Here is a 25,775-nt window from a genome sequence, read left to right as displayed (position 1 = left end):
AGTGGCCAACAGGCCGATCAGGAAGCCGACACCGGCAGCAATACCAACGGACTGCCAAGGGTTGGCCGACACGTAATCTTCAGTGGCGGTTACCGCAGCCTGACCGCGATCGCGCAGGGTGTCTTCGGTCAGTTTCAGGGTTTCGCGGGCGCGCAGCAGGCTGTCGTGAATCTGCTCGCGCAGCTCATCAGCCTGATCGCCGGCCAGGGTGGCGGTGTGCTCGAGCAACCGTTCGGTGTCGGCGACCAGGGTCTGGAAGTCGTTCATGAGGATTTCTTGAGCAGTCTTTGCCTTGATGCTGGCCATGGGTGGATCTCCGTAAGTGACGTCTGAAGCGTTCGAGTATGAGCCTTGCGCGAAGGTTCAGTACAAATGACTGGTACAACTTTTGCTGTGTCGTGGTGCGTCGCCCGACCGCTGTGCGCTGTTGCCGGGCGCTCGCCTTGAGAAACCTTATCTCAAACAAGCCCGGTTCGTGTCAGGACATCGACCTTGTGCGCCAAAGCAGTTCGCCACCTCTGCGGATCGGTGACTGTGCGGTCGCAACTTGGTGCATGAAATGTGCGCATGAACCGCTTTGGTGCCTTTTTCGCCTTTAGGTCTGCCTGCTTATGGAAAATCTGCAAAGCGCTGTGGACACTCTGGTTCACAGCTCCAATACCTTGTTCATTCTGATCGGTGCGGTGATGGTGCTGGCGATGCACGCCGGTTTCGCCTTTCTGGAAGTCGGTACGGTCCGCCAGAAAAACCAGGTCAATGCGCTGTCGAAGATTCTCAGCGATTTCGCCGTCTCGACTCTGGCCTATTTCTTTATAGGCTATTGGATCTCCTACGGCGTGACCTTCATGCAGCCGGCGGCGGTGTTGAGTGCCGATCACGGGTATGGACTGGTGAAGTTTTTCTTCCTGCTGACCTTTGCCGCCGCGATCCCGGCGATCATTTCCGGCGGCATCGCCGAGCGCGCGCGTTTCGTACCTCAGTTGTGTGCCACGGCGCTGATCGTCGCGTTCATTTATCCGTTTTTCGAAGGCATGATCTGGAACGGCAACTACGGTCTGCAAGCGTGGCTGACGGCGCAGTTCGGTGCCGCTTTCCATGATTTTGCCGGTTCCGTGGTGGTGCACGCCATGGGTGGTTGGCTGGCGCTGGCGGCGGTACTGTTGCTGGGGCCGCGCAATGGACGTTACCGCGACGGTCGTCTGGTGGCGTTCGCACCGTCGAGCATTCCTTTTCTGGCGCTGGGTTCGTGGATTCTGATCGTCGGCTGGTTCGGCTTCAACGTGATGAGCGCGCAGACGCTGCAGGGCGTCAGCGGTCTGGTGGCGGTCAACTCGTTGATGGCGATGGTCGGCGGCACCATGGCCGCGCTGCTCGTCGGGCGCAATGACCCGGGGTTTCTGCACAACGGCCCATTGGCCGGGTTGGTCGCCATCTGTGCCGGCTCCGATCTGATGCATCCTGTCGGCGCGTTGGTGACTGGCGCGATTGCCGGTGCGCTGTTTGTCTGGTGCTTTACCGCTGCGCAGGTGAAATGGCGCATCGATGATGTGTTGGGTGTGTGGCCGTTGCACGGTTTGTGCGGTGTATGGGGCGGGATTGCCTGCGGGATTTTCGGCCAGACTGCGCTCGGTGGGATTGGCGGCGTCAGCCTGATCAGCCAATTGATCGGTACCGCACTCGGCGTCGCGGTGGCGCTGATCGGTGGCTTCGTCGTGTACGGCGTGATCAAGGCGCTGCATGGGCTGCGCCTGAGTCAGGAACAAGAGTATTACGGCGCCGACCTGTCGCTGCACAAGATCGGCGCGGTGAGCCAGGATTAAGTCTCGGCATCATCACTGCCGGGATAAAAACCGTGAAGCAGGCGATAGCGGTCGATGCGCACCTGATCGACTTTTTCCTGCACCTGATGCGCCGGCAGGCCGAGCATGATCAAGGCGTGGGAGGCGAGCATCAGACTCGATTCCAATAGCTCCGGCACCACTTCGGTGGCGCCGGCGGCTTTCAATTCGGCCCATTGGCTGTCGTCGCGGGTGCGTACCAGGATCGGCACGTGGGCGTTGAGTCGACGCGCTTCCTTGAGGATGCGCAGGGCAATGTCGCTCTGATCCACGGCAACCACCAGCAGTCTGGCGCGCAGCAAGCCCACGGCGGTCAGCAGATCACCGCGCGACGAGTCGCCGTAATGCACGTCGCTTTCTCCGCTGGCGGCTTCCTGTACCCGGACCGGGTCACTGTCCAGCGCGATGTAAGGTTGCTTGGCGTTGCGCAGGAAACGCCCGATGGATTGACCGACGCGGCCGTAGCCGCAAATCACCACGTGCTGATTGAGGTCGGCGTTGAGTGCGCTGATTTCCTCGATCTGTGCTTCCTGATTGGGCTTGCGATGCAGGGCGGCCGCGATGCGGGGCGCCGCGCGCAATAGCAGTGGCGTCAGCAGCATCGAACAGAACGTTGCGGCGAGCAGAAGATCGCCCAACGCTTCGGGCATCATGCTGTGTTGCTGCATCTGCGCCATCAGTGCAAAGCAGAACTCACCGCCCTGGGCCAACGCCAGACCGCTGCGCCACGCCGTTTCGCTGTCACTGCCGCGCCACTTCACCAGCAGTGCCACGACGATGCCCTTGATCACCATCAATCCGACGGTGAGCCCGAGGATCAACAAGCTGTGACTGACGAACAGTTGCAGGTCGATGAGCATGCCGATGCTGACGAAGAACACCCCGAGCAGGATGTCGCGAAACGGTCGGATGTCCGCCTCGATCTGGTGCCGATAGTGGCTTTCACCGAGCAACATGCCGGCCAGAAATGCACCGAGGGCAGGGGACAGGCCAAGCAGGTGCGTCAACCATGCGGTCAACAACACAATCACCAGCGCCAGCAGCACGAACAATTCTGCGGAGCGTGAAGCGGCTACTTCATGGAACAGCCTCGGCAGTAACCAGCGACTGGCCAACAGCAGGCCGACAAACAGCACCACGGTTTTTGCCAGTGTCAGGGGCAACGCCCAGTACCAGGCTTGCGCGCTGCTACCGGCAAATACCGGTACCAATGTCAGCAGCAATACCGCGACCACGTCCTGAAACAGCAACACGCCAACGGCATTCTGTCCGTGGCTGCTGAACACCTCGCCGAGACTGCCCAATTCCTTTGTCACAATGGCCGTTGATGACAGCGAAAGCCCGGCGCCGAGCAACAGCGCCGGTGTCATTGGCATGCCCAGCAGCATCAGCAACAAACCGAGCAGTGCGGTACTGATCAGCACCTGCTGACTGCCGAGACGGAACACCACCTGGCGCAAGGCGATCATCTTCGACAGGGAGAACTCCAGTCCCAGTGAAAACAACAGAAACACCACGCCCAGTTCGGCCACATCGGGCAGGTGTTCGCTTTCGTTGACCCAGTCGAAGGCACTCGGCCCGACCAGCAGTCCGACGCACAGATAACCCAGAACCGGCGGCAGGCGCAGGCGACGAAACAGGGCAATCACCACGAGGGACGAGGCGAGGATGATCAACAGATTGGCAAACACTGGACACTCCGATGTCAGATTCAGGCTTTTCAAGCGTAGAGGCAAAAAGACCGGGAGGATCGCGTAAATGGTTTTTCTGCGGACTGATGTGCGTCAGGGTTTTGCCTGTGAGCCTTTGTCGTGGCGCTGGAGCCTTTGGGCGGCGGTGGCTCGACGGGTTTTCAGGTGCGGCCTAGAATAGGCCCACTCATTTTCTGGTTGAGCACTCATGCTTCCTGAATGTCAGCTGTTCGGCACCCTGGGGTGTCATCTCTGTGAAGTCGCTGAAGCCATGCTGATGGAGTTTGTCGAGCGCGGTTTACTGGTGGAATTGGTCGATATCGCTGAAGACGAATCCTGGTTTGAGGCTTATAGCCTGCGGATTCCGGTATTGCGGCGTGTCGACACCGGGGCAGAATTGGGTTGGCCATTCAGCGCTGATGAAGTCGTCGCGTTTCTGCGTTAACCCGAGTTTCTGGCTCATCCCGTCGGTCGCCGCTGCCATGCATTCCTTGGCATTTTGCGGATTGTTCGGTTACTGTATGTTCATACAGTAAATGCTTCAGAGGGATGAACCGTGGTCAATGTCGAACAGTTGAAAAACAGCGTGAACCGGATGTCGGTTGACGTGGTGCGCGAGGCCGTTCTCGAATTGCGCCTGGACGGGCTGGTCACGGAAGGCAAGACGCCCTTCAACAAGTTGCATTTCAACACCTGCTTTGCCGAGATCGAGGCCTTGTTTCAGCGTGCCGGCTATCACAAGCAACTGGATGTGGTCGGTTATCAGGGTTTGCTCTACGCCTTGTACGACCCGGGTCGCTGGGAGGCGGTCGATGTGCTGCGCTGGCTCAAGGAATTCACTGACGCTGCAGCGCTCAAAACGATCCCGGCCTGAGCATTCTGCGCTAGGTTCGTTTCCCTCAGTGCTGGATAATGCCGCCCTGTATTGAGGGTTCGATTTCCGTATGTCCACATCTACATTTTCTGCTGCGCAGAATCAGGCGAGCACGCTTTATCTGCCACCGGGTGCCTGGCTGACCGTGCTCGATTGCCTGTGCGAGCATTTTCGTGCCATTGATCGCGAGCAATGGCTGGACCGGATCGCCCGGGGGCGGGTGCTGGATGGTCATGGTCAGCCGATCCCGGTGGATTTGCCGTATAAGGAAGGCTTGCGAATTCATTATTTTCGCGAAGTGCCGGACGAGAAGCCGATCCCGGTGGTCGAGTCGATCCTGTATGCCGACGAACATCTGGTAGTGGCTGACAAACCGCATTTTTTGCCGGTGACGCCCGCCGGCGAATACGTTGAGCAAACCTTGTTGCGCAGGCTGATTCGCCGCCTGGACAATCCCCACCTGGTGCCTTTGCACCGCATCGATCGGCATACAGCGGGTCTGGTGATTTTCTCGTCCAACCCACAAACCCGTTCGGCCTATCAGTCGCTGTTCCCCACGCGGCAGATCGACAAGCGTTATGAAGCCATCGCCCCGGCTCTGCCTGATCTGAATTTTCCGCTGGTGCACAAGAGCCGTCTGGTGGATGGCGAACCGTTTTTCCGCATGCAGGAAGGAACGGGTGTCAGCAACACCGAAACGGCGGTGGAGGTCCGGGAAAAGAATGGTGATCTTTGGCGTTATGGATTGTTTCCGGTGACCGGCAAGAAACATCAATTGCGTGTCCACATGACTGCATTGGGCGCGAGCATCTGCAACGATCCGTTTTATCCTGATGTGCTGAAAGACGTCGAGGATGACTACGCCAATCCGCTGAAGCTGCTGGCACAAGGTCTGCGGTTTATCGACCCGGTGACCGCTGAAGAGCGAGAATTCGAGAGCCGGATTACCTTGCAATGGTGAGGCCAAAGCCACCTTTCGAGCGCCCATGAAAAAGCCCGCATTAATGCGGGCTTTTCTGTATCCGGTGTCGACCCAGAGCTTACAGCTCTTTAACGGTACGAACCTGATCCTTGTTGATGCGGGTTTCTTTGCCGTCCAGCTGTTTGAACTCGTAGAAGCCCGAATCGTCATCGTATTTCGGGGTGTCGACGGCCTGGATTTCGCGACCGTCATTCAAGGTGATCACTGTAGGCGACGAGCAACCGGCGAGGGTGGCAAGGCCCAGTGCGAGCATGAAAGTGGCGAGGGTCCGTTGAGTCATGGGTGTGTCTCCGAATGGGAATTCTTTTGGTTACTGAGCTTGAGACGTATACAAGGCGTGAGAGTTCCTTGAATGGTGTCAGTCTGACACAGTGTTGTGCGAATTTAACAGTTCGGGGGTGTTGAGGTTGGCCAGTCGCGGGTCGTTGTCCGGGCACTCCAGGGCAGTGGCGCCGAGATTGCGCATGACCCGGCCGGGGCTGCGTTCACCGGCGTTCCAGGCGTTTTCGAAGGCGTCTAGCAAGGCCACCGGAATCACACACAGCAACGGTTCCCAATGCGCGTCATGGCGCAACATTAAAGGTTTTTCAGGATGCTGATTGGCGGCTTCGCGCATGCTTTGCAGTAATGCCGCGTCAATTCGCGGGACATCACAGGGTAAAACCAGAAGGTGCGTATGGCGCGCAGCTTTCAAGCCTGCACGAATGCCGGCCAATGGCCCTGGAAAATCGCCCTCGTCATCGACCACCAATTGATCGGCAAACGGTGCGTAACGCTCGCGATTACGGTTGCAGGAGATGATCAGATCATCGGTCAGCCCGCGGACCTTGCGCTGCAGATGCACAATCAATGGCTCGCCCAGCCACTCGATCAAGCCTTTGTCCTGACCGCCCATGCGTTGGCCGCGTCCGCCTGCGAGGAGCAGAATGGAGCAGGCGGGCATTTGCGTATCGAGGGTCATGGCAGCTCTCCAGAGGGGCGGCGAAAAAATGGGGCGCTGTGATATAACACCGGGCTGTTTCTCCTACAACTGGACGAGCCTATGAAAGCCAAGGCTGATGTACCTTTCGTGCCGCTCAATATTGCGGTGCTGACTGTCAGTGACACCCGAACCCTGGAAACCGACACCTCAGGTCAGGTCTTCGTCGACCGCTTGGCGGCGGCGGGCCACCATCTGGCGGAGCGGGTGCTGCTCAAAGATGACCTCTACAAAATTCGCGCGCAAGTCGCCAACTGGATTGCCGACGATGTGGTGCAGGTTGTGTTGATTACCGGAGGTACCGGTTTCACAGGGCGCGACAGCACACCTGAAGCCGTTGCCTGCCTGCTCGACAAACAGGTCGACGGGTTTGGTGAGTTGTTTCGGCAGATCTCGGTGGCTGATATCGGCACGTCAACAGTGCAGTCCCGTGCGCTGGCCGGTCTGGCCAATGGCACGCTGGTTTGCTGTTTGCCGGGTTCGACCAACGCTGTACGCACGGGATGGGATGGCATTCTGGGCGAGCAGTTGGACGCACGTCACCGCCCGTGCAATTTCGTTACTCATTTGAAGCAGGCGGCGCCTTGTGAATCCCGTGGGTAAGCCGGGCAAGACCGGGACATTGATGCCGGTCGAGGTGGCATTGGCGCGCCTGCTCGAAATGGCCGAAGCCTCGCCCATTGTCGAGCATGAATATTTGCCTCTGGCTCAGGTTCAGGGGCGGGTACTGAGTGAAGATCTGATTTCGACGCTGGATCTGCCGCCCTGGCCGAACAGTGCCATGGACGGTTATGCGCTGAACCTCGCGGATTGGAATGGCCAGCCGATGCCGGTCAGTCAGAAGGTATTTGCCGGGCAATCCCCCGAACCTCTCAAGCCGGGCACCTGTGCACGGATCTTCACAGGGGCTCCGGTGCCGGCGGGTGCCGATTGCGTGGAAATGCAGGAAAACGCTGCAGTTCAAACCGATGAAACGGTGCGATTCCTCGAGCTGCTGAAGGTTGGGCAGAACATCCGCCCGCAAGGTCAGGAAACCACTGTCGGTGAACTGATCCTGCCCGCCGGAACCCGCTTGGGTCCGATTGAGCAGGGGCTGGCCGCATCGTTGGGTTGTGCCGGGCTGAAGGTCGTGCGCAAGGTTCGCGTCGCGGTGATTTCCACCGGTGATGAATTGGTCGAGCCCGGCCAGGCATTGGGGCCGGGTCAGATATACAACAGCAATCGGGTGTTGCTGTGCAGTTGGCTGCAACGCCTGGGCTGCGAGGTGATCGATGCCGGTATTCTTCCGGATGATCTGGCCACTACCCGTGCACGTCTGGGTGAGTTGCAGGATGTCGACCTGATTCTTTCCACGGGTGGCGTGTCGGTGGGTGAGGCGGATTTTCTCGGCGTCGCCCTGCGCGAAGAGGGCGAGCTTGCCCTTTGGAAGCTGGCGATCAAACCCGGAAAACCGCTGACGTTTGGCCATTTTCGCACTGTGCCGGTCATTGGCTTGCCAGGCAATCCGGCATCGACGTTGGTGACCTTTGCGCTGCTCACTCGGCCATACCTGTTGCGTCGTCAAGGCGTGCGGGACGTCGAGCCGCTGAAGTTTACCGTGCCAGCGGGTTTTGACTGGCCGGTCGCAGGCAATCGGCGTGAGTACCTGCGAGGCCGCCTGGAGCAAGGGCGGGCGACTGTTTACCGCAACCAGAGCTCAGGCGTTCTACGTAGCGCCGCGTGGGCAGATGGATTGGTTGAAGTGCTGGAAGGTCGCACGCTGAGTGCTGGCGACCCAGTGGTCTTCATTCCTTTGAGTGATCTGCTGGACTGATCACTGTCTCGCAAATGCAGGCGTCGGCTGACTCAGGCGACGCCTGCAATGACTCATTCTGTTAATTGCTGATCAGGGTCACAAGTTGGTCGAATCGGCTATTGGCCACCCAACCCAGTAGGCCCAGCACTACTGCTGTCGCACCCGCCGAGTAGGCTAGCCGGTGTTTGATCGTTCTGACATCACAGCGGACTTCGTCCATGTCCCGTCGAAGGTATTTGAGATGGGTTTCCAGCTCGGTAACGCGAGGTTCCATATCAACTTCTCCAGTGGTTCGGGCGCTGTTTTTGAATTCGGACTTGTGATTCGCGCGACTTTCGGCGACAGGTCCGACCGGACTCAATGGCATTCTGGCTTCATGACTGGGCATGAAAGCATCCACCGGTTGTTCCAACTGTTCGCTTGCAACCTTTTCCAGCGCTTGAACTGGCAAGAGTCCCAGGGGTGTATCCACTCATTACATGCACGTCCTTGTGTGTTGGATTGATGATTGATTTCGCCAGCACACGGTGACCCAATGCTTGAGTCGGGTCAATTAAGCCGATTCCGCATGTTTTGTAAGAAAAAATACCTCTGTGTAGGACGTTGAGGTCAGAAGGCCGAATTAATTATGGGGCTGACGGCTTTTTTGCGCGCGGCAGTGGTCAAGATGTCTCAACCGATTCGATTAGGGAGTGATGAGATGAGTGAACGCCGGGCGCTGTTGATTCTGCATGGCAAGCAGGCACTCAACGAGGCGGTACGCACCGCCGTCGAGGACAAACGCAAACAAGGCTGGGAGCTGGCCGTGCGCTTGACCTGGGAGGCGGGGGACGCTCAGCGTTGGGTAAAGCAAGCCTTGGCGGACGGTTACACAAAGATTATCGCCGGCGGTGGAGACGGCACTTTGCGCGACATCGCCGAAGCGCTCGCGGCGCAACCGAATAAAGCCAGTCTGGTCCTTTTGCCTTTGGGCACCGCCAATGATTTTTGCCGCGCAGCCGGCGTGCCGCTGGAGCCTGCCGAAGCCCTTGAGCTGCTCGATGTGCCGCCGCGCGACATCGATCTGGGCGAAGTCGGCGGGCAGATTTTCCTCAACATGGCCACCGGCGGTTTCGGCAGTCAGGTCACGGCCAATACGTCCGAAGACCTGAAGAAAGTACTCGGTGGGGCGGCTTACCTGTTCACCGGTTTGTCACGATTCAGCGAGCTGCATGCCGCTTATGGCGAACTTCAGGGCCCGGATTTTCATTGGCGTGGCGAGTTGTTGGCACTGGGTATCGGCAATGGTCGTCAGGCCGGCGGCGGACACGAATTGTGCCCGCAAGCGCTGGCTGATGACGGGTTGCTGGATATCAGCATCCTGCCGGCGCCACAGGAGCTGGTGGGCACCTTGAAGACGCTGCTCAGTGATGGTTTCGGGATCGATAACATGTTTGTCCGAACCCGTTTGCCGTGGGTCGAAATCAAGGTGGCCGAGGGGCTTTGCATCAATCTTGATGGCGAGCCGCTGGAAGGCGACAACATGCGATTCGAGGCGCGTCCGGCGGCGTTGCGTGTGCATTTGCCGGAGCACTCTCCCCTGTTGGGCGGTGCCCGGTCGGTCAGTCGTCGAGGCTGATAATCTGTTCACGCACGGCGAACAGCACCAGGCCCGCCACGTCGTAGATTTGCAGACGTTTCATGATCTGTGAGCGGTGGGTCTCGACCGTCTTGATGCTCAGTCCCAGGCCATTGGCGATTTCCCGGGTGGATTTGCCCCGCACGATCAAACGCAGGATTTCCAGCTGGCGCGCGGTCAGATTGTGCGAGTCAGCGACTTCCGGCTGCTGCTTCTGATTGCGGGTCAGGGCCTGATTGATCACGGTATGGGCGATGGCCGGGCTCAGGTAGCGCTCGTTGTTGCGCAAGGCTTCCAGCGCATGTTCGAGTTCAGTGGCCGTAGTGTCTTTGAGCAAGTAGCCGTGGGCGCCGGACTCGAGGGCCTGCATGATCAGCGCCGGATCGGTGTGCATCGACAGGATCAGCACCTTGCTCTGCGGACGCACCCGCTTGAGCCGTTGCAGGGCTTCGAGGCCACCGGTTTCTTTCATGGAGATATCCAGCAATACGATATCCGGACTCAGTTGCTCGACCATTTCGAGCAACTGTGAACCGTCATTGGCCTCGCCAATCACCGCGTAACCGGGAATATCCAGCACCAGAGCGCGCACGCCGGCCCTGATCAGCGAGTGGTCATCCACCAGAAGTAAGTTGCAAGTCAACGCATAACCTTATTCGTACTGGCCCGCTCGAGTGCGCGAGGCGCCCAGGGGAAGAGTGCTTCGATTTGAGTGCCTTTGCCCGGCTCGCTGATCACGTTCAGGGTGCCACCCAGTTGCTCGATTCGTTCGGCCATCCCGGCCATACCTCGTTGTCCTTCACGACCCGGATTGGCCGCCGGGGCGAATCCGAGACCGTCATCGCTGATCAGCAGCGTCAGCCCTTTGGGCAGTCGCTGCACGCGTATTACCAGATTTTTCGCCTGTGCGTGACGCAGGATATTGGTAACAGCCTCTTGGGTAATGCGGAAGGCGGCGACCGCCATTTCTTCCGGAATGCCGTTAAGGCGCTGCTGGCAATCGAGGCTCCAGTGCACGCTGGTGTTGGTCAATGTCTTGAGCAGATGTGCACGCAGGCTGGCTTCAAGCCCCAGGCTGGTCAGCTGGCGTGGATTAAGAATGGCCGAAACGTCGCGCACCTTGTTGAGGGTTTCTTCCAGGGTGTCGCACAGCGCGATGCAGTGTTCCTGCAAGTCATCCGGCAGGCGTCGCTTGAGCCATTCGCTCTGCAGTTTGGCGGCCGTCAGCAACTGGCCGATGTCGTCGTGCAGTTCGCGGCTGAGGCGATGGCGCTCGTTTTCCTGGACTTCCAGCAAGCGGTCGGCGAGTTCCTGCGGCTGAAACTTGATCGATTTGCGTGACAGCCGATATTGCACCCAGACACACGCGGTAGCGGCGATGTCGAGCAGTAGCAATCCCAGGCTAAGGGGTGTCGAAAGACCATAGGTCAGCAGGCTGCCGAGTGTGGCCGCGATACACAGTATGAGTGTGAACCGGCGGGCATTTTCCCGGGAGGGTGGCCATGTAGTGATTGACTTGAGGCTGGCGTACATAACGGATGGAGCCAATGGATGTTCGCTGCGGGCAGACCGGCCTGAGGCTGGCGGATCTCTGTCTGAAAATGCTGTCAATTATGTTATTGATTTCAACGCGCTTCAGTGAATGTGTTGACCGCCAACTTCAGTGGATAGCTGTCGCTGAAATCACTGTGCCATTAATTTGAAAGCAACTAATGGGCGGCATAATACCACTTAAGATACCGTTGGTCGCGCTCGCTATATATGTCCAATGAGTCAGGAATTACCTGGTATTGGACGCAAGTTCCATAATGGAAAAGTGATTTATTGAGTTCGATAGATGTAGGTGTTGCCTGAAGTTGTGCTTCTTAACACACAGGCAAACCCTGAGGCCGGCAGAAAACATGAGTGTCTGTCGTCGGTGATTATTTATTTCGATTTGTCGCTGGCAGGTATGAACTATTCAATTACGACATTCAACGTTTGCGTTCCAAGAGCCTGCGCGGACACCGCGTGCTGATCAGGCTTGTCCCGAGTAGGGCAATTGGGGCAAACGTTTGCTCACCAGTGGCGGTTGAATCTGGCTTTGGCCGACCTGGAAGGCGAAGGCTTCGATCAGCGAGGTCTGTTCACTTTCATCCAGAGTCAGTTGGCCGGTCTGCTGATCGACCAGTTCAAGTTGCCAGGCCATCAACGTGAAGCAATCCTGCAACGCTATCAGGGCCTGTTCGTGAAGGACGACGCGATCCTGGATCAGATTGAGCAGGCTGTAAATGTGCAGAGAAAATTCGGAAATCGCCTCCAGCGCCAAGGCTTCAGCCCGGCGTGCGAGTTTCAGGAGGGTATTGAGCATGCACTCGATGGCGTCCTTGTCGTTGCTGATCAGTTGCAGATGGCTGAGGCATTCTTCGGACTTGGCCAGGAGTTGTTCGGCCTCGACAAGGAATTCGGGAAAGCGTTGTACCCACTCTTTGCGGTCCATTGGCATGCTTATCTCCACCACGTCATGTCTGATGAGGGAATGCCGTGTGTGGCGACGATCATGAATCGTCGGGAGATCGCGCCCAAACGTGCAGGTGCACAGACTGAGGGGTTCCAGAGGGCTTGTTTCCACTGAACTGCGATCGCACACAATAGCCTGACTCCGTTCATGCAATGAGAATGGCGTCACATTAATGGCTATTGGATATTGCGAATATCAGGTTGGGCCTGATTGTTACTAGGGGAATCCCTTAGACACGGGAACCTACCGTGCAAACCGAGGTCGCGCCGCAGAGAATGTAGCAGATGAAAATCACCGGGCCAGTAAAGCATGATGTTAATGTGACATCAATGCCTGAGCATGGCATTTTTGACGGGGTCGGGTATGGCAATCAAGAACCGCCATTTGCCGCCGATAACCTCACATAGTGAATTCATCAGAACAAGCCCAGGAGTCATTGATGGCCGGCATTCTCGACACGGTAGACCAACGCACGCAACTGGTGGGTGAGAATCGCCTGGAAATTCTCATGTTTCGACTGGCCGGACGGCAGTTGTTCGCGATCAACGTGTTCAAGGTTCAGGAAGTGCTGCAACTGCCGAAGCTGACCTTGATGCCGCAGCGTCACCCGTTTGTCTGCGGGGTGGTCAATCTGCGCGGTCAGACCTTGCCGGTGATCGATCTGTCCCAGGCGATCGGCATGCGTCCATTAGTGCCAGGCCCGAACAGCACCATCATCGTCACCGAGTACAACCGCTCGGTGCAGGCCTTCCTCGTCGGTGGTGTGGATCGCATCGTCAACATGAACTGGGAAGCCATTCTGCCGCCGCCGACCAGCGCCGGGCGTCAGCACTATCTGACCGCGATCAGCAAGGTGGACGATCAACTGGTGGAGATCATCGACGTCGAGAAAGTTCTCGCCGAAATCGTCCCGTACAACGCCAAGGTCTCGCGGGAAAAGCTCGAAGACCCGGTGCTGGAACGCGCTCGCGGCCGTGAAGTGCTGCTGGTCGACGACTCCAACGTCGCGCTTTCGCAATTGCGCGACACCCTCGGCCAGCTCGGCGTGAAAATGCACATTGCCAGCGATGGTCTGAAGGCGTTGAACATGCTCAAGGCCTGGGCCGATACCGGCGTGAACATGACCGACAAGCTGCTGATGATTTTCACCGATGCGGAAATGCCGGAAATGGACGGCTATCGCCTGACCACCGAAATTCGCAACGACCCGCGCCTGCGTGGTTTGTACGTGGTGCTGCACACTTCGTTGTCCGGCAGTTTCAACGACTCGATGGTGAAGAAGGTCGGTTGCGACAACTTCCTCTCCAAGTTCCAGCCGGACAAACTGGTCGACGTGGTGCGCCAGCGCCTGATGCTCGACGAAGTCCCGGCTTGATCACACACCCATTGTAGGAGTGAGCCTGCTCGCGATAGCGGTGTGTCAGCCCCGAATCATTACCTGACACACCGCTATCGCGAGCAGGCTCACTCCTACAGTTATTGCTCTTTGATTCCTGATCAAGCTCGTATAGGGTGGCGTTTTTATCCTCCAGGGAGCTGGCCATGCTGCGTCTGAGCGCGCTTTATCGTTACCCGTTGAAATCCGGCAAAGTCGACGTGCTGCAACATGTCGACCTCGATAAGCTGGGGCTCGATGGCGACCGACGCTGGATGCTCGTGGATGAAGCGAGCGGCCGGTTCCTGACCCAGCGCGCCGAAGCGAAGATGAGTCAGTTATCGGCCCTGTGGAATGCGCAGGGCGGGCTGACCCTGAGTGCGCCGCAACAGTCCTCCCTCGATGTTGCCTTGCCGGGCAACGACGCCGAACTGCGCGGCGTGACGATCTGGCGCGATACCCTACGCGTGCCGGATGCCGGTAATGAGGCCGCACGCTGGGTCAGTGACTTCATCGGCAAACCGACCCGTCTGGTGCAGGTGCCGCTGGATCGCGCTCGCACCACGCAAGCTGGCTATGGCAACGATGATGATCAGGTGGCGTTTGCCGACGGATTTCCACTGCTGTTGATTGGCGAGGCATCCCTGCAGGATCTGTCGCAAAAGGTCGGACGGCCCTTGGAAATGCTGCGTTTTCGACCGAACCTGGTGATCGAAGGCAGTGAGGCCTATGCCGAGGACAGTTGGAAGCGTATTCGCATTGGCGATGTCGAGTTCCGCGTGGTCAAGTCATGCTCGCGCTGCATTCTCACCACCATCGACCCGCAAACCGGTGAGCGCAGTGCCGATCGTGAACCGCTGGCCACCCTGCAAAAATACCGCGCTGAAGCCGATGGCGCGATGTTCGGCCAGAATCTGGTGAATGACAGCAATGGTCGACTCGAAGTCGGCATGCCGGTGGAGATTCTCGAGTAAGCCGTCACCACAACGAAAAATGCCCGTGTCCTTGGACACGGGCATTTTTCTTGGTGCAGTGAAACCGTGGCGTTAGCCGCGGTATTCGCACAGGTAAGCGGTGTCGACCGCCACCTTCAGCTGGAACTTGCTGTCGGCCGGAACGTTGAACTGGCTGCCGGCGGCGAAGGTTTCCCAGTTGCTGCTGTCGGGCAGTTTGACGGTCAGCGCGCCAGACACGACGTGCATGATTTCACGCTGGCTGGTGCCGAATTCGTATTCGCCCGGGGCCATGACGCCGATGGTCGCCGGACCTTCAGCGGTGCCAAAGGCGATCGACTTGACGGTGCCGTCGAAGTACTCGTTGACTTTAAACATGGGCGATTCCTCGAAAAGGGCTGAAAAAGGGAGGCGGCCAGTATGCACAAGGCTTTCAACGCCGTCACCTGCCCGGGGCTGTCCGGCGAGTTTTCGAATTGACCCTAGAGTGGCAAGACCAGCGGCAATAACCGCGCGGTGTTGCGCGCATCCTCCAGCGCCCGATGCTGTTGCCCGCTGAACTGCATGCCAGCCAGTTGCAATGCGCCGTTAAGGCCGAGCGGCCGTTCGAGGCGCCGAGCCTTGGCGAAGCGTTGTTTGAGGTTCATGTGCGGCACTTTGCTCAAGCCACTGTCGATGTGCAGACGCTGCCACTCCTGCAACAACTGCTTGCGGTCGTAATCGCCCCAACTGGCCCAGCCTTCGAGGCGCGTCTGATGCTGCGCGAGCCAGCGTTCGAATGCCGGCCAGACTTCGGTCAACGGCTGGGCCGCGTCGATGTTGGCCTGGGTGATGTGCGTGAGTTCGCGACAAAAAGGCGTCAGCAACGGCCGTCGCGTCGGTTTGACGAAGCGCTGGAAGTGATCCTGCTCGCGCCCGGCGCGATCGACCAGGGTGGCGCCGATCTCGATAATTTCCATTTCGGTGACCGGCCAGCCACCCTCATCGGTGGTGGCTTCCAGATCTATGACCAGCCAGTGGGGCATCGCAGGGTTCCTGATTTCCGCGTTCTGATAACTCAGAGCGTAGTCAAAACCCGCATGGGTGTGTGGGCGACTACTCGACCTGCAACAGAACCTGACGATTTTTTACCTGATCGCCAACCTTGACCTGCACCCGCTTGAGCACGCCGTCGATACCGGCCTTGAGCGGATGCTCCATTTTCATTGCCTCCAGCACCACCAGCAACTGACCTTTGCTGACCGCGCTGCCTTCGCTGACCAGTACGTCGACGATGGCACCGTCCATCGGTGCTTTCAAGGTGCCGGAGCTGACGCTGGTCTGACTGTCGATCACGGCGTGAGTTCGATCCTCCAGACGCAGACTGCCAGGATGGGTGAACAGCCAGAGTTGCCCGCCATCCAGGCAATAGGCGTGGCGCTGGCGTAGACCGTCGATTTCCAGTGTCAGCGACAGCGCGTCGCGGTCGATGAGTTTCAATTCAATCGAGCGTTCGCCTACCTGCACGTTGAATGCGCCTTGTGCTTGCGCGAGCAATTGCACTGTCCAGTTCTGCTCGTCGAGACCGAGGCGATAATGCAGCGGCACACTGGCGTTGTTGCGCCAGCCGGTGAGCGGAGCGCGGTGGGAGAGGGCGCTGGTTTGATAGAACAGCACCGTTGCAATCGCCAGTTGCTCTGCATCGGGAACGTAACGGTGCAGGCAGGCGTGATCGCTGAAGTGCTGCGCAATGAAGGCGGTACTGAATTCACCGCTGATGAATCGGGGATGTTGCAGCAGGCTGGCGAGCAGACGCTGATTGCTTTGCACCCCTAGCAGCACCGTGTCCTGCACCGCCCGCAGCAGTTTGCGCCGGGCTTCTTCACGGGTCTCACCGTGGGCGATCAGCTTGCCGAGCATCGGGTCGTAAAACGCACTGACCGACTGCCCTTCAAGCAGGCCATGATCGATTCGCGCGCCGTGCTGTAGCGCTGGTGCCCACGTCTCGACACGGCCTGTTTGCGGGAGGAAATCCTGTGCTGGATCTTCGGCGTAGAGGCGCACCTCCATTGCATGCCCGTTGAGTTGGACCTGATCCTGAGTCAGCGGCAATGGCTGACCTTCGGCAACCCATAATTGCCACGCCACCAGATCCAGCCCGGTGATCAGTTCGGTCACCGGGTGTTCCACCTGCAGACGCGTGTTCATCTCAAGAAAGTAAAACTGCCCGCGCGCGTCGAGCAGAAACTCCACGGTGCCGGCTCCGACGTAATTCACCGCACGCCCGGCTTTCAGCGCGGCTTCACCCATGGCCTGGCGCAGTTCGGCGGTCATCACCGGGCAGGGCGCCTCTTCGATGACTTTTTGATGGCGACGCTGGATCGAACAGTCGCGTTCGCCGAGGTAGATCAGGTTGCCGTGTTGATCGCCGAACAGCTGTACTTCGACATGCCGTGGCTCGATCAACGCTTGTTCGAGGATCAATTCATCGCTGCCGAAACCGTTCAATGCTTCGGAGCGTGCGGTGCGCAGTTGCGCCGGCAAATCAACGGCGTTGTGCAGCAGACGCATGCCGCGTCCACCTCCGCCGGCACTGGCCTTGATCATCAGTGGGTAGCCGATGCGTTCAGCTTCTCGCTGCAGGGTTGCATCGTCCTGTTCGGTGCCTTGATAACCGGCGATGCAGGGCACGCCGGCTTCGAGCATGGCGATTTTCGAGCGGCGTTTGCTGCCCATCAATTCGATGGCTTCGACGCTGGGGCCGATGAAGATCAGTCCGGCCTGTTCGCAGGCGCGGGCGAACTCGGCGTTTTCCGAGAGAAAGCCGTAGCCGGGGTGGATGGCGTCGGCGCCGCTGCGGCGGGCGGCGTCGAGGATGACCGGGATGTTCAGGTAGGACTGCTGCACGGGGGCCGGACCGATGTTTACCGCTTGATCGGCCATTTTGACGTGCAGTGCCTCGGCGTCGGCATCGCTGAAAACGGCGACGGTGCGGTAGCCGAGGGCTTGGGCGGTGCGCTGAATGCGGCAGGCGATTTCACCGCGGTTGGCGATCAGGATTTTGTGGATGGCGGGCATGGGCTATTTCCTCAGAAGTTGCGTCGCAGGTGCTGGCCTCTTCGCGAGCAAGCTCGCTCCCACAGGGGATTTATGAACGATACAAATCCAATGTGGGAGCGAGCTTGCTCGCGAAGCTTTTAAGAGGCCCACCGAGGTTTGCGTTTCTGCATGAATGCCATGGTTCCCTCCACACCTTCGTCGCTTGTCACCGCTTCGCTAAACCACTGCGCCGCCTCGTCAAGCAGTTCACTCGAAAGCTGCCCGGCACTCGCCAACAACAATTTCTTGGTCATCGCATTCGCCTCCGGCGCGCAACACAACACATGTTGCAGCACCTCATCGAGCCGCTCGGCCAGCGCTTGTGCATCCTGCTCGACAAAGTGCACCAGCCCCAGACGTCGTGCCTGGTGCCCGTCGAAACGTGCCGCCGTCAGCGCCAGTCTTCGGGTTTCGGTTAGGCCGATGCGCTGCACCACAAACGGCGCGATCTGCGCCGGCAGTAAGCCGAGGCTGGTTTCCGGCAAGCCGAATTGCGCCTGATGATCGGCAATCGCGATATCGCTGACACACACCAGTCCGAAACCTCCGCCGAGCACTGCGCCTTGCAGCACCGTAATCAACACGTGCGGCGTGTGTTGCGCCTCTTCCAGCAAAGCCCCGAACGCACGATTCAGATCACGATAAGCCTCACTGCCCTGCGCACGGGCATTGGCCATGTCCTTGATGTCACCGCCGGCACAGAAATGCCCGCCGGCACCGCTGAGTACCAATGCCCGAACGCTGCGGTCATCGTGCACAGCTGCCAGTACCGCGCGCAATTCGCCAACCATCTGCAGGCTCATCGCATTGCGGCTATCTGGCCGATTGAGGGTGATATGCAACACGCCGCCATGCCGTTCCAGCAACAGCGTCTGGCATTCCGGCAGACGGCTCATTTGTTTTTCCCCGGCAGGATGCCCATCAGTTTGCAGATGATCCCCAGCATGATTTCGTCGGCGCCGCCGCCAATCGACACCAGCCGCACATCGCGATAAGCGCGGGCCACCGGGTTGTCCCACATGAAACCCATGCCGCCCCAATATTGCAGGCAGCTGTCACTGACTTCGCGGCCGAGGCGCCCGGCCTTGAGCTTGGCCATCGATGCCAGCCGCGTGACGTCCTGGCCTTTCACGTACTGCTCGGTGGCCTGATAAACCAGCGCGCGCAGGCATTCGATTTCGGTCTGCAATTCGGCGAGGCGGAAGTGGATGACCTGATTGTTGATCAGCGCATTGCCGAAGGTCTTGCGCTCCTTGCAGTACTCGATGGTGCTGTCGACGCAATATTCCAGGCCTTTGATCATGTTCGCCGCACCGAACAGGCGTTCCTCCTGAAACTGCAACATCTGCATCATGAACCCGGCGCCTTCGTGGCCGATGCGATTGCGCTGCGGTACGCGCACGTTGTCGAAAAACACCTGCGCAGTTTCAGAACTGCGCATGCCGAGCTTGTCCAGATGCGAACTGAGGCTGATCCCCGGCGTGTTCATCGGCACCATGATCAGCGACTTGTTGATGTGCGGTTTGTCGTCCGAGGTGTTGGCCAGCAGGCAGATGAAATCGGCGCTCGGCGAGTTGGTGATCCACATCTTGCTGCCGTTGATCACATAGTCGTCGCCGTCCTTGCGCGCGGTGGTTTTCAACCCGGCGACATCCGAGCCGGCACCGACTTCGGAAACGCCAATGCAGCCGACCTGTTCACCGCTGATCGCCGGGCGCAGGAACTCTTCACGCAGTTCATCGGAGCCGAAGCGGGCGAGGGCCGGGGTGCACATATCAGTCTGCACACCGATCGACATCGGAATGCCGCCGCAGTGAATGGTGCCGAACTCTTCGGCAGCGACAATCGAATAGCTGTAGTCCAGACCCATGCCGCCGAATTTTTCCGGTTTGGAAATACCCAGCAAACCGAGGTCGCCGGCCTTGCGGAAAATCTCGTGGATGGGAAAGCGGCCGGCCTTTTCCCATTCTTCGACGTGCGGATTGATCTCGTGCTCGACGAATTGGCGGACGGTACGGCGCAGGGCTTCGTGTTCCGGGGTGAAGATCATTGTTATTGTTCTCCGTAGGGTCCGTGGCGGTCAGAACCGGCTGACGCCGAAGCTGTTGGGTTGCAGCGTGCGAATCTCGGCTTCGTGGCAGATGTCCAGCAAATAGCCGAGCAAGGTGCGCGTGTCGCGTGGATCGATCAGCCCGTCATCCCACAGGTTGGCGCTGCCGTAGAGCGCGGTGGACTGACTGTCGAGTTTCTGCGCGGTGACCTGCTCGAGCATGTCGAGCATTTTCGGGTCTGGCGTCAGACCGTCCTTGAGCTGTTTGGCTTCGGTGACGATGCGCAACACCTTGCCGGCCTGAGCGCCGCCCATCACCGCCGTTCGGCTGTTCGGCCAGGCGAAGATGAAACGCGGATCGAGACCGCGCCCGCACATCGCATAGTTGCCGGCACCGTAAGAGCCGCCGACGACAATCGTCAGTTTAGGCACCCGCGCATTGGCCACCGCTTGGATCAGTTTCGAGCCGTGTTTGATCACGCCTTGCTGCTCGGATTCGGTGCCGACCATGAAGCCGGTGGTGTTGTGGAAAAACAGCAGCGGCGTCTGGCTTTGATCGCACAACTGAATGAACTGCGCGGCCTTGCTCGCACCGTTCGGTGTGATCGGGCCGTTGTTGCCGATGAAACCGCAGGCGCGGCCCTGAATCTTCAACTGGCCGCAAACGGTCTGCTGATCGAACTCGCCCTTGAATTCGACGAAGCACGATTCGTCGGCGATGCGCGCGATGATTTCGCGCACGTCGTAGGGCTTTTTCGGGTCGTCGGGGATCAGGCCGAGCAACTCGTCTATCGGGTAGAGCGGCTCTTTGTATTGCGGCTCCGGCAGCCATGGCAGTTGTTCGTTCCACGGCAGCATTCGGAGGATCTCGCGTACCTGACGCACGCCATCGGCATCGTTTTCCGCGAGGTATTCAGCCGTCCCGGCGACCTGCGCGTGCATCTCGGCACCGCCCAGTTCTTCATCGGTGGCGACTTCGCCGGTGGCGGCTTTGAGCAGCGGGGGACCGGCGAGAAACAGCTTGGCCTTGCCGCGCACCACCACCACGTAATCCGACAGCCCCGGCTGATAAGCGCCGCCGGCCGTGGCCGAGCCATGCACCACGGTGATTTGCGGCAAACCCATTGCTGACATCCGCGCCTGATTGGCAAAACTGCGCGCGCCTTCGACGAAAATCTCGGCGGCGTAGTTGAGGTTCGCGCCACCGCTTTCGGCGAGAGTGATCACCGGGAGTTTGTTTTCCTGGGCGATCTGTTGCAGGCGCAGAGACTTTTTCAAACCGCTTGGCGAGATGGTGCCGCCCTTGATTGCGCTGTTGTTCGCCACGACCATCGCGCGGATTCCGCTGACGTAACCGATGCCTGCGATCAGTCCGCCACCGGCGGAGCTGCCGTCCTTGTCGTCGTGCAATTTGTAGCCGGCAAGGCTGGCCAGTTCGAGAAAGGGCGCGCCAGGGTCAAGCAACAGATTCAGGCGCTCGCGGGGCAGCAGTTGCCCGCGCTTGTCGAATTTGGCCTTGGCTTCGGCGGCCTTGTTCAGCAGGTTCTGTTCGAGTTGCTGCACTTGCTCGATGGCCGCAAGCATTGCCGAACGATTGCGGGCGAAGGCTTCACTGTGAGGGTCGAGTTGAGACTGGATCTGCGGCATGACCTACTCCTTGTCCTTCAGCACATCGGGCAGGTTGGCTCGATGAAAGCCGTTGAACGACTCGCTGTGAGTCGCCTTGTGCAGTGGCCATGCACGGCTGCCGAGGCTGGCCGCACCGTCGATTTTCAAGGTGCTGCCGCTGATGAACGCCGCCGCCGGGCTGAGCAGAAACACGATCGCGGCGCTGACTTCCGATTCGGTGCCGATGCGCTTCAGTGGCACGTGTTCACGCAGGGTCGGAATCACCGCTTTGAACGCGCCTTCGTAAGTGTCCATGCCGCTGGAGGCAATCCAGCCCGGCGCCACCGCGTTGACTCGCACACCGGCATAACCCCACTCGAACGCGGCAGTTTTGGTGAAGTTGTCCATGCCCGAACGCGCCGCCCCGGAATGACCCATGCCGGGCATGCCGCCCCACATGTCGGCGAGCATATTGACGATGTTGCCGCCGTGTTTGCTCATCGACTGGTTGAACACTTCCCGCGCCATCAGGAAACCGCCCACGAGGTTGGTACGCAGCACGGTTTCGAAGCCTTTCTGATTGATTGCGGCCAGGGGCGACGGATACTGGCCGCCGGCGTTGTTGACCAGACCGTGAATCGGCCCGTGCTCCGCGATCAGCGCCTTGACCAATTGCTTCACCGCTTCTTCATCGCGGATATCGCAGGCCTGCCAGTGGGCGCGGCCACCGTCCTCGGCGATTTCGGCGGCGACTTTTTCGAGTTTTTCCGGCTTGCGCCCGACCAACAGCACGTTGGCGCCGAGCGCTGCCAGTTCATGCGCGGTGCAACGGCCGATGCCGCTGCCGCCGCCGGTGACGATAATGCTCTGGCCGCTGAACAGATCGGCATTGAAAATCGACGCGTATGCCATGCACATCCCCCTCTAGTCGAACTGTTCGGCGATGCTTTGCGGCACCGGGATCTGGATTTCCAATAGTTGCTGGGCGAAGGCTTTGCCTTGCGGATCGATGCGCAGACTGGCCACGCCACCACCGCCAAGCGCGTTTTCCAGGAGAAAGTTGAGGCTGTGGGTGCCGGGCAGATACCAGCGCTCGACCCTGCCGTGGATCGGGTCGAGCACGTGGCTCATCCAGTCGACAATGACGGCCGGCGTCAGCGCTTCGGCGATCCATGGCAGGTATTCGGGTTTGCGCGGCAGCACGCCGATGTTGCTGTGATTGCCCTTGTCACCGGAGCGCGCCACGGCCAGTTTCACCAGCGGCACACTGGCATCGGCGCGGCCCTGTGGTTTCGGCGGTTGCTGGGGAATCGGCAAATCGTCGCTGTCGAGCGCTGCCAATGAGGGCAGGGCACAAGGATGGCGAACACCGGCCAGGTCAATCTGCAAGGCGCAGGCGCTTTTATCGATCAGAAAAGAAAACAGACGAATCAGCGGATACACCGTCGGCCGCCCGCCGACGATACCGGTCAGCCCGGGTGCCATGCCGGTGGCGGCCTGGGCGATTTCCCGGGAGAACAGCACCAGTGCCTGTTTATTCGGGTGGCGCACGGCGAGTTTGATCACCACTTCACGACTGTCGTGGCGCTGGCCGTGAGGGCCGTAGGTGGCTTCGCTGCCGAGCAGTTCGATGTCGGTTTCGCTGTAGGGCGCCCAGCCGCGCAGGCTGAACATCTCTGCGGTTTTGGCGATGATCGCCTGACTGACGCGCTGCGCTTTTTCCACTGCATCGATGCCGGCGATCAGGCAACTGGCGGTGCAGCGAAAACCGTCCGGATACGTGGCGCTGACCTTGTATTTGTCGCGGGGTGGCAGGCCTCTGGCGCCGTGCACGTGCACCGCGTTTTTGCCTTGCTGCTGAAGTTTGACCTGAGTGAAATCGCAAACCACGTCGGGCAACAGATAGGCTTGTGGATCGCCGATTTCGTAAAGCATTTGCTCGCCGACGGTCAGTGGTGTGACCAGTCCGCCGCTGCCTTCAGGTTTGCTGACGATGAATTGGCCGTCGGCGCTGACTTCCACGATCGGAAAGCCGATGTGTTCGTAGTCCGGCACTTCGCGCCAATCGGTGAAGTTGCCGCCGGTGCACTGCGCGCCACATTCGATGATGTGCCCGGCCAGCGCGGCCTGGGCGAGTTTGTCGTAGTCGTGCCACGACCAGTCGAATTCATGCACCAGTGCCGCACTGACTACAGCGCTGTCGACCACGCGTCCGGTGATGACGATGTCGGCGCCCAGACGCAGCGCTTCGACGATGCCCGGCGCGCCGAGGTAGGCGTTGGTCGACACGCACATTGGCGGCAGCGGGGCGCCGCTGAACATTTCGGTGATGCCGCTGAATCGTTTGAACTGGGGTTGCAGGTCATCGCCCAGTAATACGGCGATTTTCAGCGCGATGCCGGCCTTGTCGCACGCCGCTTGCAGGGCGGCGGCACAGGCTTGCGGATTGACTCCGCCGGCGTTGCTGATCACGCGAATATTCTGCTCGGCCAACTGCGGCAGCAGCGGCGTAAGGATTTCGATGAAGTCGCTGGCAAATCCCGCCTGCGGATCTTTCATGCGGGCGCCGGCCATGATCGACATAGTGATCTCGGCCAGATAATCGAACACCAGATAGTCGAGCTTGCCGCCCTCCACCAACTGCGCGGCGGCGGTGGACGTATCTCCCCAGAATGCACTGGCGCATCCGATGCGAACGGTGGTGGGCATTTTTATCTCCGACTCAGCAACCTGCGACAGAAGTGTCTGGAGGCTACCAAGCAAGCGCTTGGTTTGTAAACAGCTGAAACTATCTTCTGCCCAAGCGCTTGCTTGGTTGCCGCTGGCGGCTTAAATTGCGCGCAACCCTGCGGTTTCAGGGGGCAACAGACTGATCGACTGTAGGAGAGAACGGGTGGACGAGCAAAAAGCCTTGAGGGTCATGCGCGATTTGGTCGATGAAGGCCAGTTGACCGACCCCGACAGCGCCCGCGGCAAATTGCTGCAAGTGGCCGCTCACCTGTTCCGCAACAAAGGCTACGAGCGCACCACGGTGCGTGACCTGGCCGGCGCCGTCGGCATCCAGTCAGGAAGCATTTTTCATCACTTCAAAAGCAAGGATGAAATCCTCCGTGCGGTGATGGAAGAAACCATCCGTTACAACACCGCGTTGATGCGAGCGGCGCTGGCCGACGCGGCGGATGTGCGCGAGCGCGTGCTGGCGCTGATCCGCTGCGAATTGCAGTCGATCATGGGCGGTAGCGGTGAAGCCATGGCGGTGCTGGTCTACGAGTGGCGTTCGCTCTCCGAAGACGGCCAGGCCAAAGTGCTGGCGCTGCGCGATGTCTACGAGGACATTTGGCTGCAAGTCCTGGGGGAAGCCAAGGACGCCGGATTTATTCGTGGCGATGTATTTATTACCCGACGTTTCCTCACCGGTGCACTGTCGTGGACGACCACATGGTTCCGTGCCGGCGGCAGTTTGAGCCTCGATCAGTTGGCCGACGAGGCGCTGATTCTGGTCCTCGAAGCGCGTTGAAGCACTTTCTATCCGGCCGGGAAACTGGCTAACTGGGCGAAACCGCCTAGCTTGAATGCATTGATCGGTATTTTTTCGGGGAGTGGGGTGTTTTGAAGTCTTCGCCAATTCGGACGGCCGCGGGGTTGTTGCTCGCAGCGCTGGCTGCATTTTGGGTTTTGCCCGCTCAGGCAGCGCAACTGGTTCGGGTCGGCGCGGCGCATTTTCCGCCTTACACCATTCGCCCCGAGAGCGGTGCCGACACAGGCCTCCTGCCGCAGTTGGTCGAGTCCCTCAATCGCCTGCAAAGCGACTATCAGTTCGTCCTTGTGCCGACCTCGATTCCCCGACGTTTCGGTGATTTCAAGCAGGGCCGGATCGACATGGCGATTTTCGAGAATCCCGATTGGGGCTGGAAAGACATTCCTCACACGGATGTCGACATGGGCCTTGAGGACGCCGAGATTTTCGTCGCGCAACGCGAGGACGGGCGTCAGCAGAGCTATTTCGCCGACCTCACCGGCAAGCGCCTGGCCCTGTTCAGCGGTTATCACTACGAATTCGCCAACTTCAACGCCGACCCCAAATTTCTTGCACAGAATTACAACGCCACGCTGACCTATTCCCATGACAGCAATCTGCTGATGGTGCTGCGCGGTCGTGCCGATATTGCCTTGGTCACCCGTTCCTAGCTGTTCGATTACCTGTTGCGTAACGAGAAGGTGCGCGACGAATTGCTGGTGTCGCAGCGCATCGATCAGGTCTATCACCACTACGCGATTTTGCGCCCGACGGCGCCGATTACCGGTGCTGCGTTTGGCAAGCTGCTGCAGGGTTTGCGCGACAACGGTGAAATGCTGAAGATTTTTGATCCGTACAAGATTGCGGTGGTGCCGGTGCCTCATCACTGAGGCACCGATTTCCCGGTAAAGCCTAAA

General features: G+C 59.3%; 26 protein-coding genes and 1 pseudogene. 11 read left to right on the top strand and 16 right to left on the bottom strand.

Going from position 1 to position 25,775, the window contains the following annotated elements:
- A partial coding sequence (locus ACWR1S_RS22440; RefSeq protein WP_454565033.1) for a DUF883 family protein occupies positions 1-306 on the bottom strand: 306 nt, incomplete at its 3' end.
- A gap of 305 nt (positions 307-611) precedes the next feature.
- On the opposite strand from ACWR1S_RS22440, the gene ACWR1S_RS22435 reads away from it, so the two are divergent.
- Positions 612-1,820: an ammonium transporter gene (locus ACWR1S_RS22435; protein WP_016985472.1), complete on the top strand. Its 1,209-nt coding sequence runs from the start codon at positions 612-614 to the stop codon at positions 1,818-1,820.
- Here ACWR1S_RS22435 and ACWR1S_RS22430 read toward each other — a convergent pair.
- Positions 1,817-3,529, bottom strand: coding sequence for a cation:proton antiporter (locus tag ACWR1S_RS22430; protein WP_454565032.1), 1,713 nt, complete (start codon positions 3,527-3,529; stop codon positions 1,817-1,819). The two genes, ACWR1S_RS22435 and ACWR1S_RS22430, sit on opposite strands and share 4 nt — an antisense overlap.
- 208 nt (positions 3,530-3,737) lie before the next feature.
- Between ACWR1S_RS22430 and ACWR1S_RS22425 the strand changes: the two genes are divergently transcribed.
- The 3 genes from ACWR1S_RS22425 (at position 3,738) to ACWR1S_RS22415 (ending at position 5,364) form a co-directional block, all read left to right on the top strand.
- Positions 3,738-3,974 (top strand): glutaredoxin family protein, encoded by a 237-nt coding sequence (locus ACWR1S_RS22425; protein WP_454565031.1) that lies wholly within the window; start codon positions 3,738-3,740, stop codon positions 3,972-3,974.
- A gap of 111 nt (positions 3,975-4,085) precedes the next feature.
- Positions 4,086-4,403 (top strand): transcriptional regulator, encoded by a 318-nt coding sequence (locus ACWR1S_RS22420; RefSeq protein WP_093435111.1) that lies wholly within the window; start codon positions 4,086-4,088, stop codon positions 4,401-4,403.
- A 70-nt stretch (positions 4,404-4,473) separates the two neighbouring features.
- On the top strand, positions 4,474-5,364 hold the full coding sequence (locus ACWR1S_RS22415; RefSeq protein ID WP_454565030.1) for a pseudouridine synthase: 891 nt from the start codon (positions 4,474-4,476) through the stop codon (positions 5,362-5,364).
- Between the two features lie 79 nt (positions 5,365-5,443).
- Here ACWR1S_RS22415 and ACWR1S_RS22410 read toward each other — a convergent pair whose 3' ends face one another.
- Together ACWR1S_RS22410 and mobA are read right to left on the bottom strand one after the other, a co-directional pair.
- Entirely contained in the window at positions 5,444-5,665 is a 222-nt protein-coding gene (locus ACWR1S_RS22410) for a YgdI/YgdR family lipoprotein (RefSeq protein WP_007908660.1), read from the bottom strand.
- Positions 5,666-5,743: 78 nt separating this feature from the next.
- The gene (gene mobA, locus ACWR1S_RS22405) at positions 5,744-6,346 is read right to left on the bottom strand and encodes a molybdenum cofactor guanylyltransferase MobA (RefSeq protein ID WP_454565029.1); all 603 of its coding nucleotides are present in this window, start codon (positions 6,344-6,346) and stop codon (positions 5,744-5,746) included.
- Positions 6,347-6,427: 81 nt separating this feature from the next.
- Here mobA and moaB point away from each other — a divergent pair, with 81 nt between their 5' ends.
- Entirely contained in the window at positions 6,428-6,967 is a 540-nt protein-coding gene (moaB, locus tag ACWR1S_RS22400) for a molybdenum cofactor biosynthesis protein B (RefSeq protein WP_454565028.1), read from the top strand.
- Complete coding sequence (locus tag ACWR1S_RS22395) at positions 6,951-8,177, top strand: molybdopterin molybdotransferase MoeA (protein WP_454565027.1); 1,227 nt, start codon at positions 6,951-6,953, stop codon at positions 8,175-8,177. The genes moaB and ACWR1S_RS22395 overlap by 17 nt, the downstream gene beginning before the upstream one ends.
- A gap of 61 nt (positions 8,178-8,238) precedes the next feature.
- Here ACWR1S_RS22395 and ACWR1S_RS22390 read toward each other — a convergent pair whose 3' ends face one another.
- Positions 8,239-8,547, bottom strand: coding sequence for a hypothetical protein (locus ACWR1S_RS22390; RefSeq protein ID WP_454565035.1), 309 nt, complete (start codon positions 8,545-8,547; stop codon positions 8,239-8,241).
- Between the two features lie 312 nt (positions 8,548-8,859).
- Between ACWR1S_RS22390 and yegS the strand changes: the two genes are divergently transcribed.
- A complete protein-coding gene (yegS, locus tag ACWR1S_RS22385) occupies positions 8,860-9,777 on the top strand; it encodes a lipid kinase YegS (RefSeq protein ID WP_454565026.1) in 918 nt (305 codons plus the stop codon).
- On the opposite strand, the gene ACWR1S_RS22380 is transcribed toward yegS, so the two are convergent.
- The 3 genes from ACWR1S_RS22380 to ACWR1S_RS22370 all read right to left on the bottom strand — a co-directional run bounded on the left by ACWR1S_RS22380 (position 9,761) and on the right by ACWR1S_RS22370 (position 12,262).
- Positions 9,761-10,420: a response regulator gene (locus ACWR1S_RS22380; RefSeq protein WP_435037551.1), complete on the bottom strand. Its 660-nt coding sequence runs from the start codon at positions 10,418-10,420 to the stop codon at positions 9,761-9,763. The two genes, yegS and ACWR1S_RS22380, sit on opposite strands and share 17 nt — an antisense overlap.
- A complete protein-coding gene (locus tag ACWR1S_RS22375) occupies positions 10,417-11,310 on the bottom strand; it encodes a sensor histidine kinase (protein WP_454565034.1) in 894 nt (297 codons plus the stop codon). The genes ACWR1S_RS22380 and ACWR1S_RS22375 overlap by 4 nt, the downstream gene beginning before the upstream one ends.
- A 484-nt stretch (positions 11,311-11,794) precedes the next feature.
- The gene (locus ACWR1S_RS22370) at positions 11,795-12,262 is read right to left on the bottom strand and encodes a hypothetical protein (protein WP_454565025.1); all 468 of its coding nucleotides are present in this window, start codon (positions 12,260-12,262) and stop codon (positions 11,795-11,797) included.
- Between the two features lie 454 nt (positions 12,263-12,716).
- Here ACWR1S_RS22370 and ACWR1S_RS22365 point away from each other — a divergent pair, with 454 nt between their 5' ends.
- Entirely contained in the window at positions 12,717-13,652 is a 936-nt protein-coding gene (locus ACWR1S_RS22365) for a chemotaxis protein CheV (RefSeq protein WP_007908676.1), read from the top strand.
- A gap of 167 nt (positions 13,653-13,819) precedes the next feature.
- Positions 13,820-14,626 (top strand): MOSC domain-containing protein, encoded by an 807-nt coding sequence (locus tag ACWR1S_RS22360; RefSeq protein ID WP_454565024.1) that lies wholly within the window; start codon positions 13,820-13,822, stop codon positions 14,624-14,626.
- Between the two features lie 72 nt (positions 14,627-14,698).
- Here the strand turns inward: ACWR1S_RS22360 and ppnP are convergent, their stop codons facing one another.
- The 8 genes from ppnP to ACWR1S_RS22320 form a co-directional block, all read right to left on the bottom strand.
- Positions 14,699-14,983 (bottom strand): pyrimidine/purine nucleoside phosphorylase, encoded by a 285-nt coding sequence (ppnP, locus tag ACWR1S_RS22355; RefSeq protein ID WP_454565023.1) that lies wholly within the window; start codon positions 14,981-14,983, stop codon positions 14,699-14,701.
- A 104-nt stretch (positions 14,984-15,087) separates the two neighbouring features.
- Positions 15,088-15,630, bottom strand: coding sequence for an exonuclease domain-containing protein (locus ACWR1S_RS22350; protein ID WP_454565022.1), 543 nt, complete (start codon positions 15,628-15,630; stop codon positions 15,088-15,090).
- 70 nt (positions 15,631-15,700) lie between these two features.
- Positions 15,701-17,662: an acetyl/propionyl/methylcrotonyl-CoA carboxylase subunit alpha gene (locus ACWR1S_RS22345; protein WP_454565021.1), complete on the bottom strand. Its 1,962-nt coding sequence runs from the start codon at positions 17,660-17,662 to the stop codon at positions 15,701-15,703.
- A gap of 119 nt (positions 17,663-17,781) precedes the next feature.
- Complete coding sequence (locus ACWR1S_RS22340; protein WP_454565020.1) at positions 17,782-18,579, bottom strand: enoyl-CoA hydratase/isomerase family protein; 798 nt, start codon at positions 18,577-18,579, stop codon at positions 17,782-17,784.
- Complete coding sequence (gene atuD / locus ACWR1S_RS22335; RefSeq protein WP_454565019.1) at positions 18,576-19,733, bottom strand: citronellyl-CoA dehydrogenase; 1,158 nt, start codon at positions 19,731-19,733, stop codon at positions 18,576-18,578. The genes ACWR1S_RS22340 and atuD overlap by 4 nt, the downstream gene beginning before the upstream one ends.
- Before the next feature lie 30 nt (positions 19,734-19,763).
- Positions 19,764-21,380 (bottom strand): geranyl-CoA carboxylase subunit beta, encoded by a 1,617-nt coding sequence (atuC, locus tag ACWR1S_RS22330; RefSeq protein ID WP_454565018.1) that lies wholly within the window; start codon positions 21,378-21,380, stop codon positions 19,764-19,766.
- A 3-nt stretch (positions 21,381-21,383) separates the two neighbouring features.
- A complete protein-coding gene (locus ACWR1S_RS22325; RefSeq protein WP_454565017.1) occupies positions 21,384-22,253 on the bottom strand; it encodes an SDR family oxidoreductase in 870 nt (289 codons plus the stop codon).
- Positions 22,254-22,265: 12 nt separating this feature from the next.
- Positions 22,266-24,050: an acyclic terpene utilization AtuA family protein gene (locus ACWR1S_RS22320; RefSeq protein ID WP_454565016.1), complete on the bottom strand. Its 1,785-nt coding sequence runs from the start codon at positions 24,048-24,050 to the stop codon at positions 22,266-22,268.
- A gap of 184 nt (positions 24,051-24,234) precedes the next feature.
- On the opposite strand from ACWR1S_RS22320, the gene ACWR1S_RS22315 reads away from it, so the two are divergent.
- Both ACWR1S_RS22315 and ACWR1S_RS22310 read left to right on the top strand, forming a co-directional pair.
- Positions 24,235-24,858 (top strand): TetR/AcrR family transcriptional regulator, encoded by a 624-nt coding sequence (locus ACWR1S_RS22315; RefSeq protein WP_454565015.1) that lies wholly within the window; start codon positions 24,235-24,237, stop codon positions 24,856-24,858.
- Between the two features lie 92 nt (positions 24,859-24,950).
- Positions 24,951-25,748, top strand: a pseudogene (locus tag ACWR1S_RS22310) (substrate-binding periplasmic protein).
- Positions 25,749-25,775 lie beyond the last annotated feature (27 nt).

The organism is Pseudomonas sp. AIG, assembly GCF_977020205.1.
This window is presented reverse-complemented; position numbering and strand designations above follow the sequence as displayed.

What these genes read in the sequence shown, in the direction of transcription:
- ACWR1S_RS22320 (WP_454565016.1), bottom strand. Translation starts at nt 24,050, where the DNA reads ATGCCCACCACCGTTCGCATCGGATGCGCCAGTGCATTCTGGGGAGAT.
- ACWR1S_RS22410 (WP_007908660.1), bottom strand. Translation starts at nt 5,665, where the DNA reads ATGACTCAACGGACCCTCGCCACTTTCATGCTCGCACTGGGCCTTGCC.
- yegS (WP_454565026.1), top strand. Translation starts at nt 8,860, where the DNA reads ATGAGTGAACGCCGGGCGCTGTTGATTCTGCATGGCAAGCAGGCACTC.
- ACWR1S_RS22360 (WP_454565024.1), top strand. Translation starts at nt 13,820, where the DNA reads ATGCTGCGTCTGAGCGCGCTTTATCGTTACCCGTTGAAATCCGGCAAA.
- ACWR1S_RS22365 (WP_007908676.1), top strand. Translation starts at nt 12,717, where the DNA reads ATGGCCGGCATTCTCGACACGGTAGACCAACGCACGCAACTGGTGGGT.
- ACWR1S_RS22435 (WP_016985472.1), top strand. Translation starts at nt 612, where the DNA reads ATGGAAAATCTGCAAAGCGCTGTGGACACTCTGGTTCACAGCTCCAAT.
- ACWR1S_RS22390 (WP_454565035.1), bottom strand. Translation starts at nt 8,547, where the DNA reads ATGCCCAGTCATGAAGCCAGAATGCCATTGAGTCCGGTCGGACCTGTC.
- ACWR1S_RS22350 (WP_454565022.1), bottom strand. Translation starts at nt 15,630, where the DNA reads ATGCCCCACTGGCTGGTCATAGATCTGGAAGCCACCACCGATGAGGGT.
- moaB (WP_454565028.1), top strand. Translation starts at nt 6,428, where the DNA reads ATGAAAGCCAAGGCTGATGTACCTTTCGTGCCGCTCAATATTGCGGTG.
- ppnP (WP_454565023.1), bottom strand. Translation starts at nt 14,983, where the DNA reads ATGTTTAAAGTCAACGAGTACTTCGACGGCACCGTCAAGTCGATCGCC.
- ACWR1S_RS22375 (WP_454565034.1), bottom strand. Translation starts at nt 11,310, where the DNA reads ATGTACGCCAGCCTCAAGTCAATCACTACATGGCCACCCTCCCGGGAA.
- atuD (WP_454565019.1), bottom strand. Translation starts at nt 19,733, where the DNA reads ATGATCTTCACCCCGGAACACGAAGCCCTGCGCCGTACCGTCCGCCAA.
- ACWR1S_RS22415 (WP_454565030.1), top strand. Translation starts at nt 4,474, where the DNA reads ATGTCCACATCTACATTTTCTGCTGCGCAGAATCAGGCGAGCACGCTT.
- ACWR1S_RS22340 (WP_454565020.1), bottom strand. Translation starts at nt 18,579, where the DNA reads ATGAGCCGTCTGCCGGAATGCCAGACGCTGTTGCTGGAACGGCATGGC.
- ACWR1S_RS22370 (WP_454565025.1), bottom strand. Translation starts at nt 12,262, where the DNA reads ATGCCAATGGACCGCAAAGAGTGGGTACAACGCTTTCCCGAATTCCTT.
- mobA (WP_454565029.1), bottom strand. Translation starts at nt 6,346, where the DNA reads ATGACCCTCGATACGCAAATGCCCGCCTGCTCCATTCTGCTCCTCGCA.
- ACWR1S_RS22425 (WP_454565031.1), top strand. Translation starts at nt 3,738, where the DNA reads ATGCTTCCTGAATGTCAGCTGTTCGGCACCCTGGGGTGTCATCTCTGT.
- ACWR1S_RS22325 (WP_454565017.1), bottom strand. Translation starts at nt 22,253, where the DNA reads ATGGCATACGCGTCGATTTTCAATGCCGATCTGTTCAGCGGCCAGAGC.
- atuC (WP_454565018.1), bottom strand. Translation starts at nt 21,380, where the DNA reads ATGCCGCAGATCCAGTCTCAACTCGACCCTCACAGTGAAGCCTTCGCC.
- ACWR1S_RS22345 (WP_454565021.1), bottom strand. Translation starts at nt 17,662, where the DNA reads ATGCCCGCCATCCACAAAATCCTGATCGCCAACCGCGGTGAAATCGCC.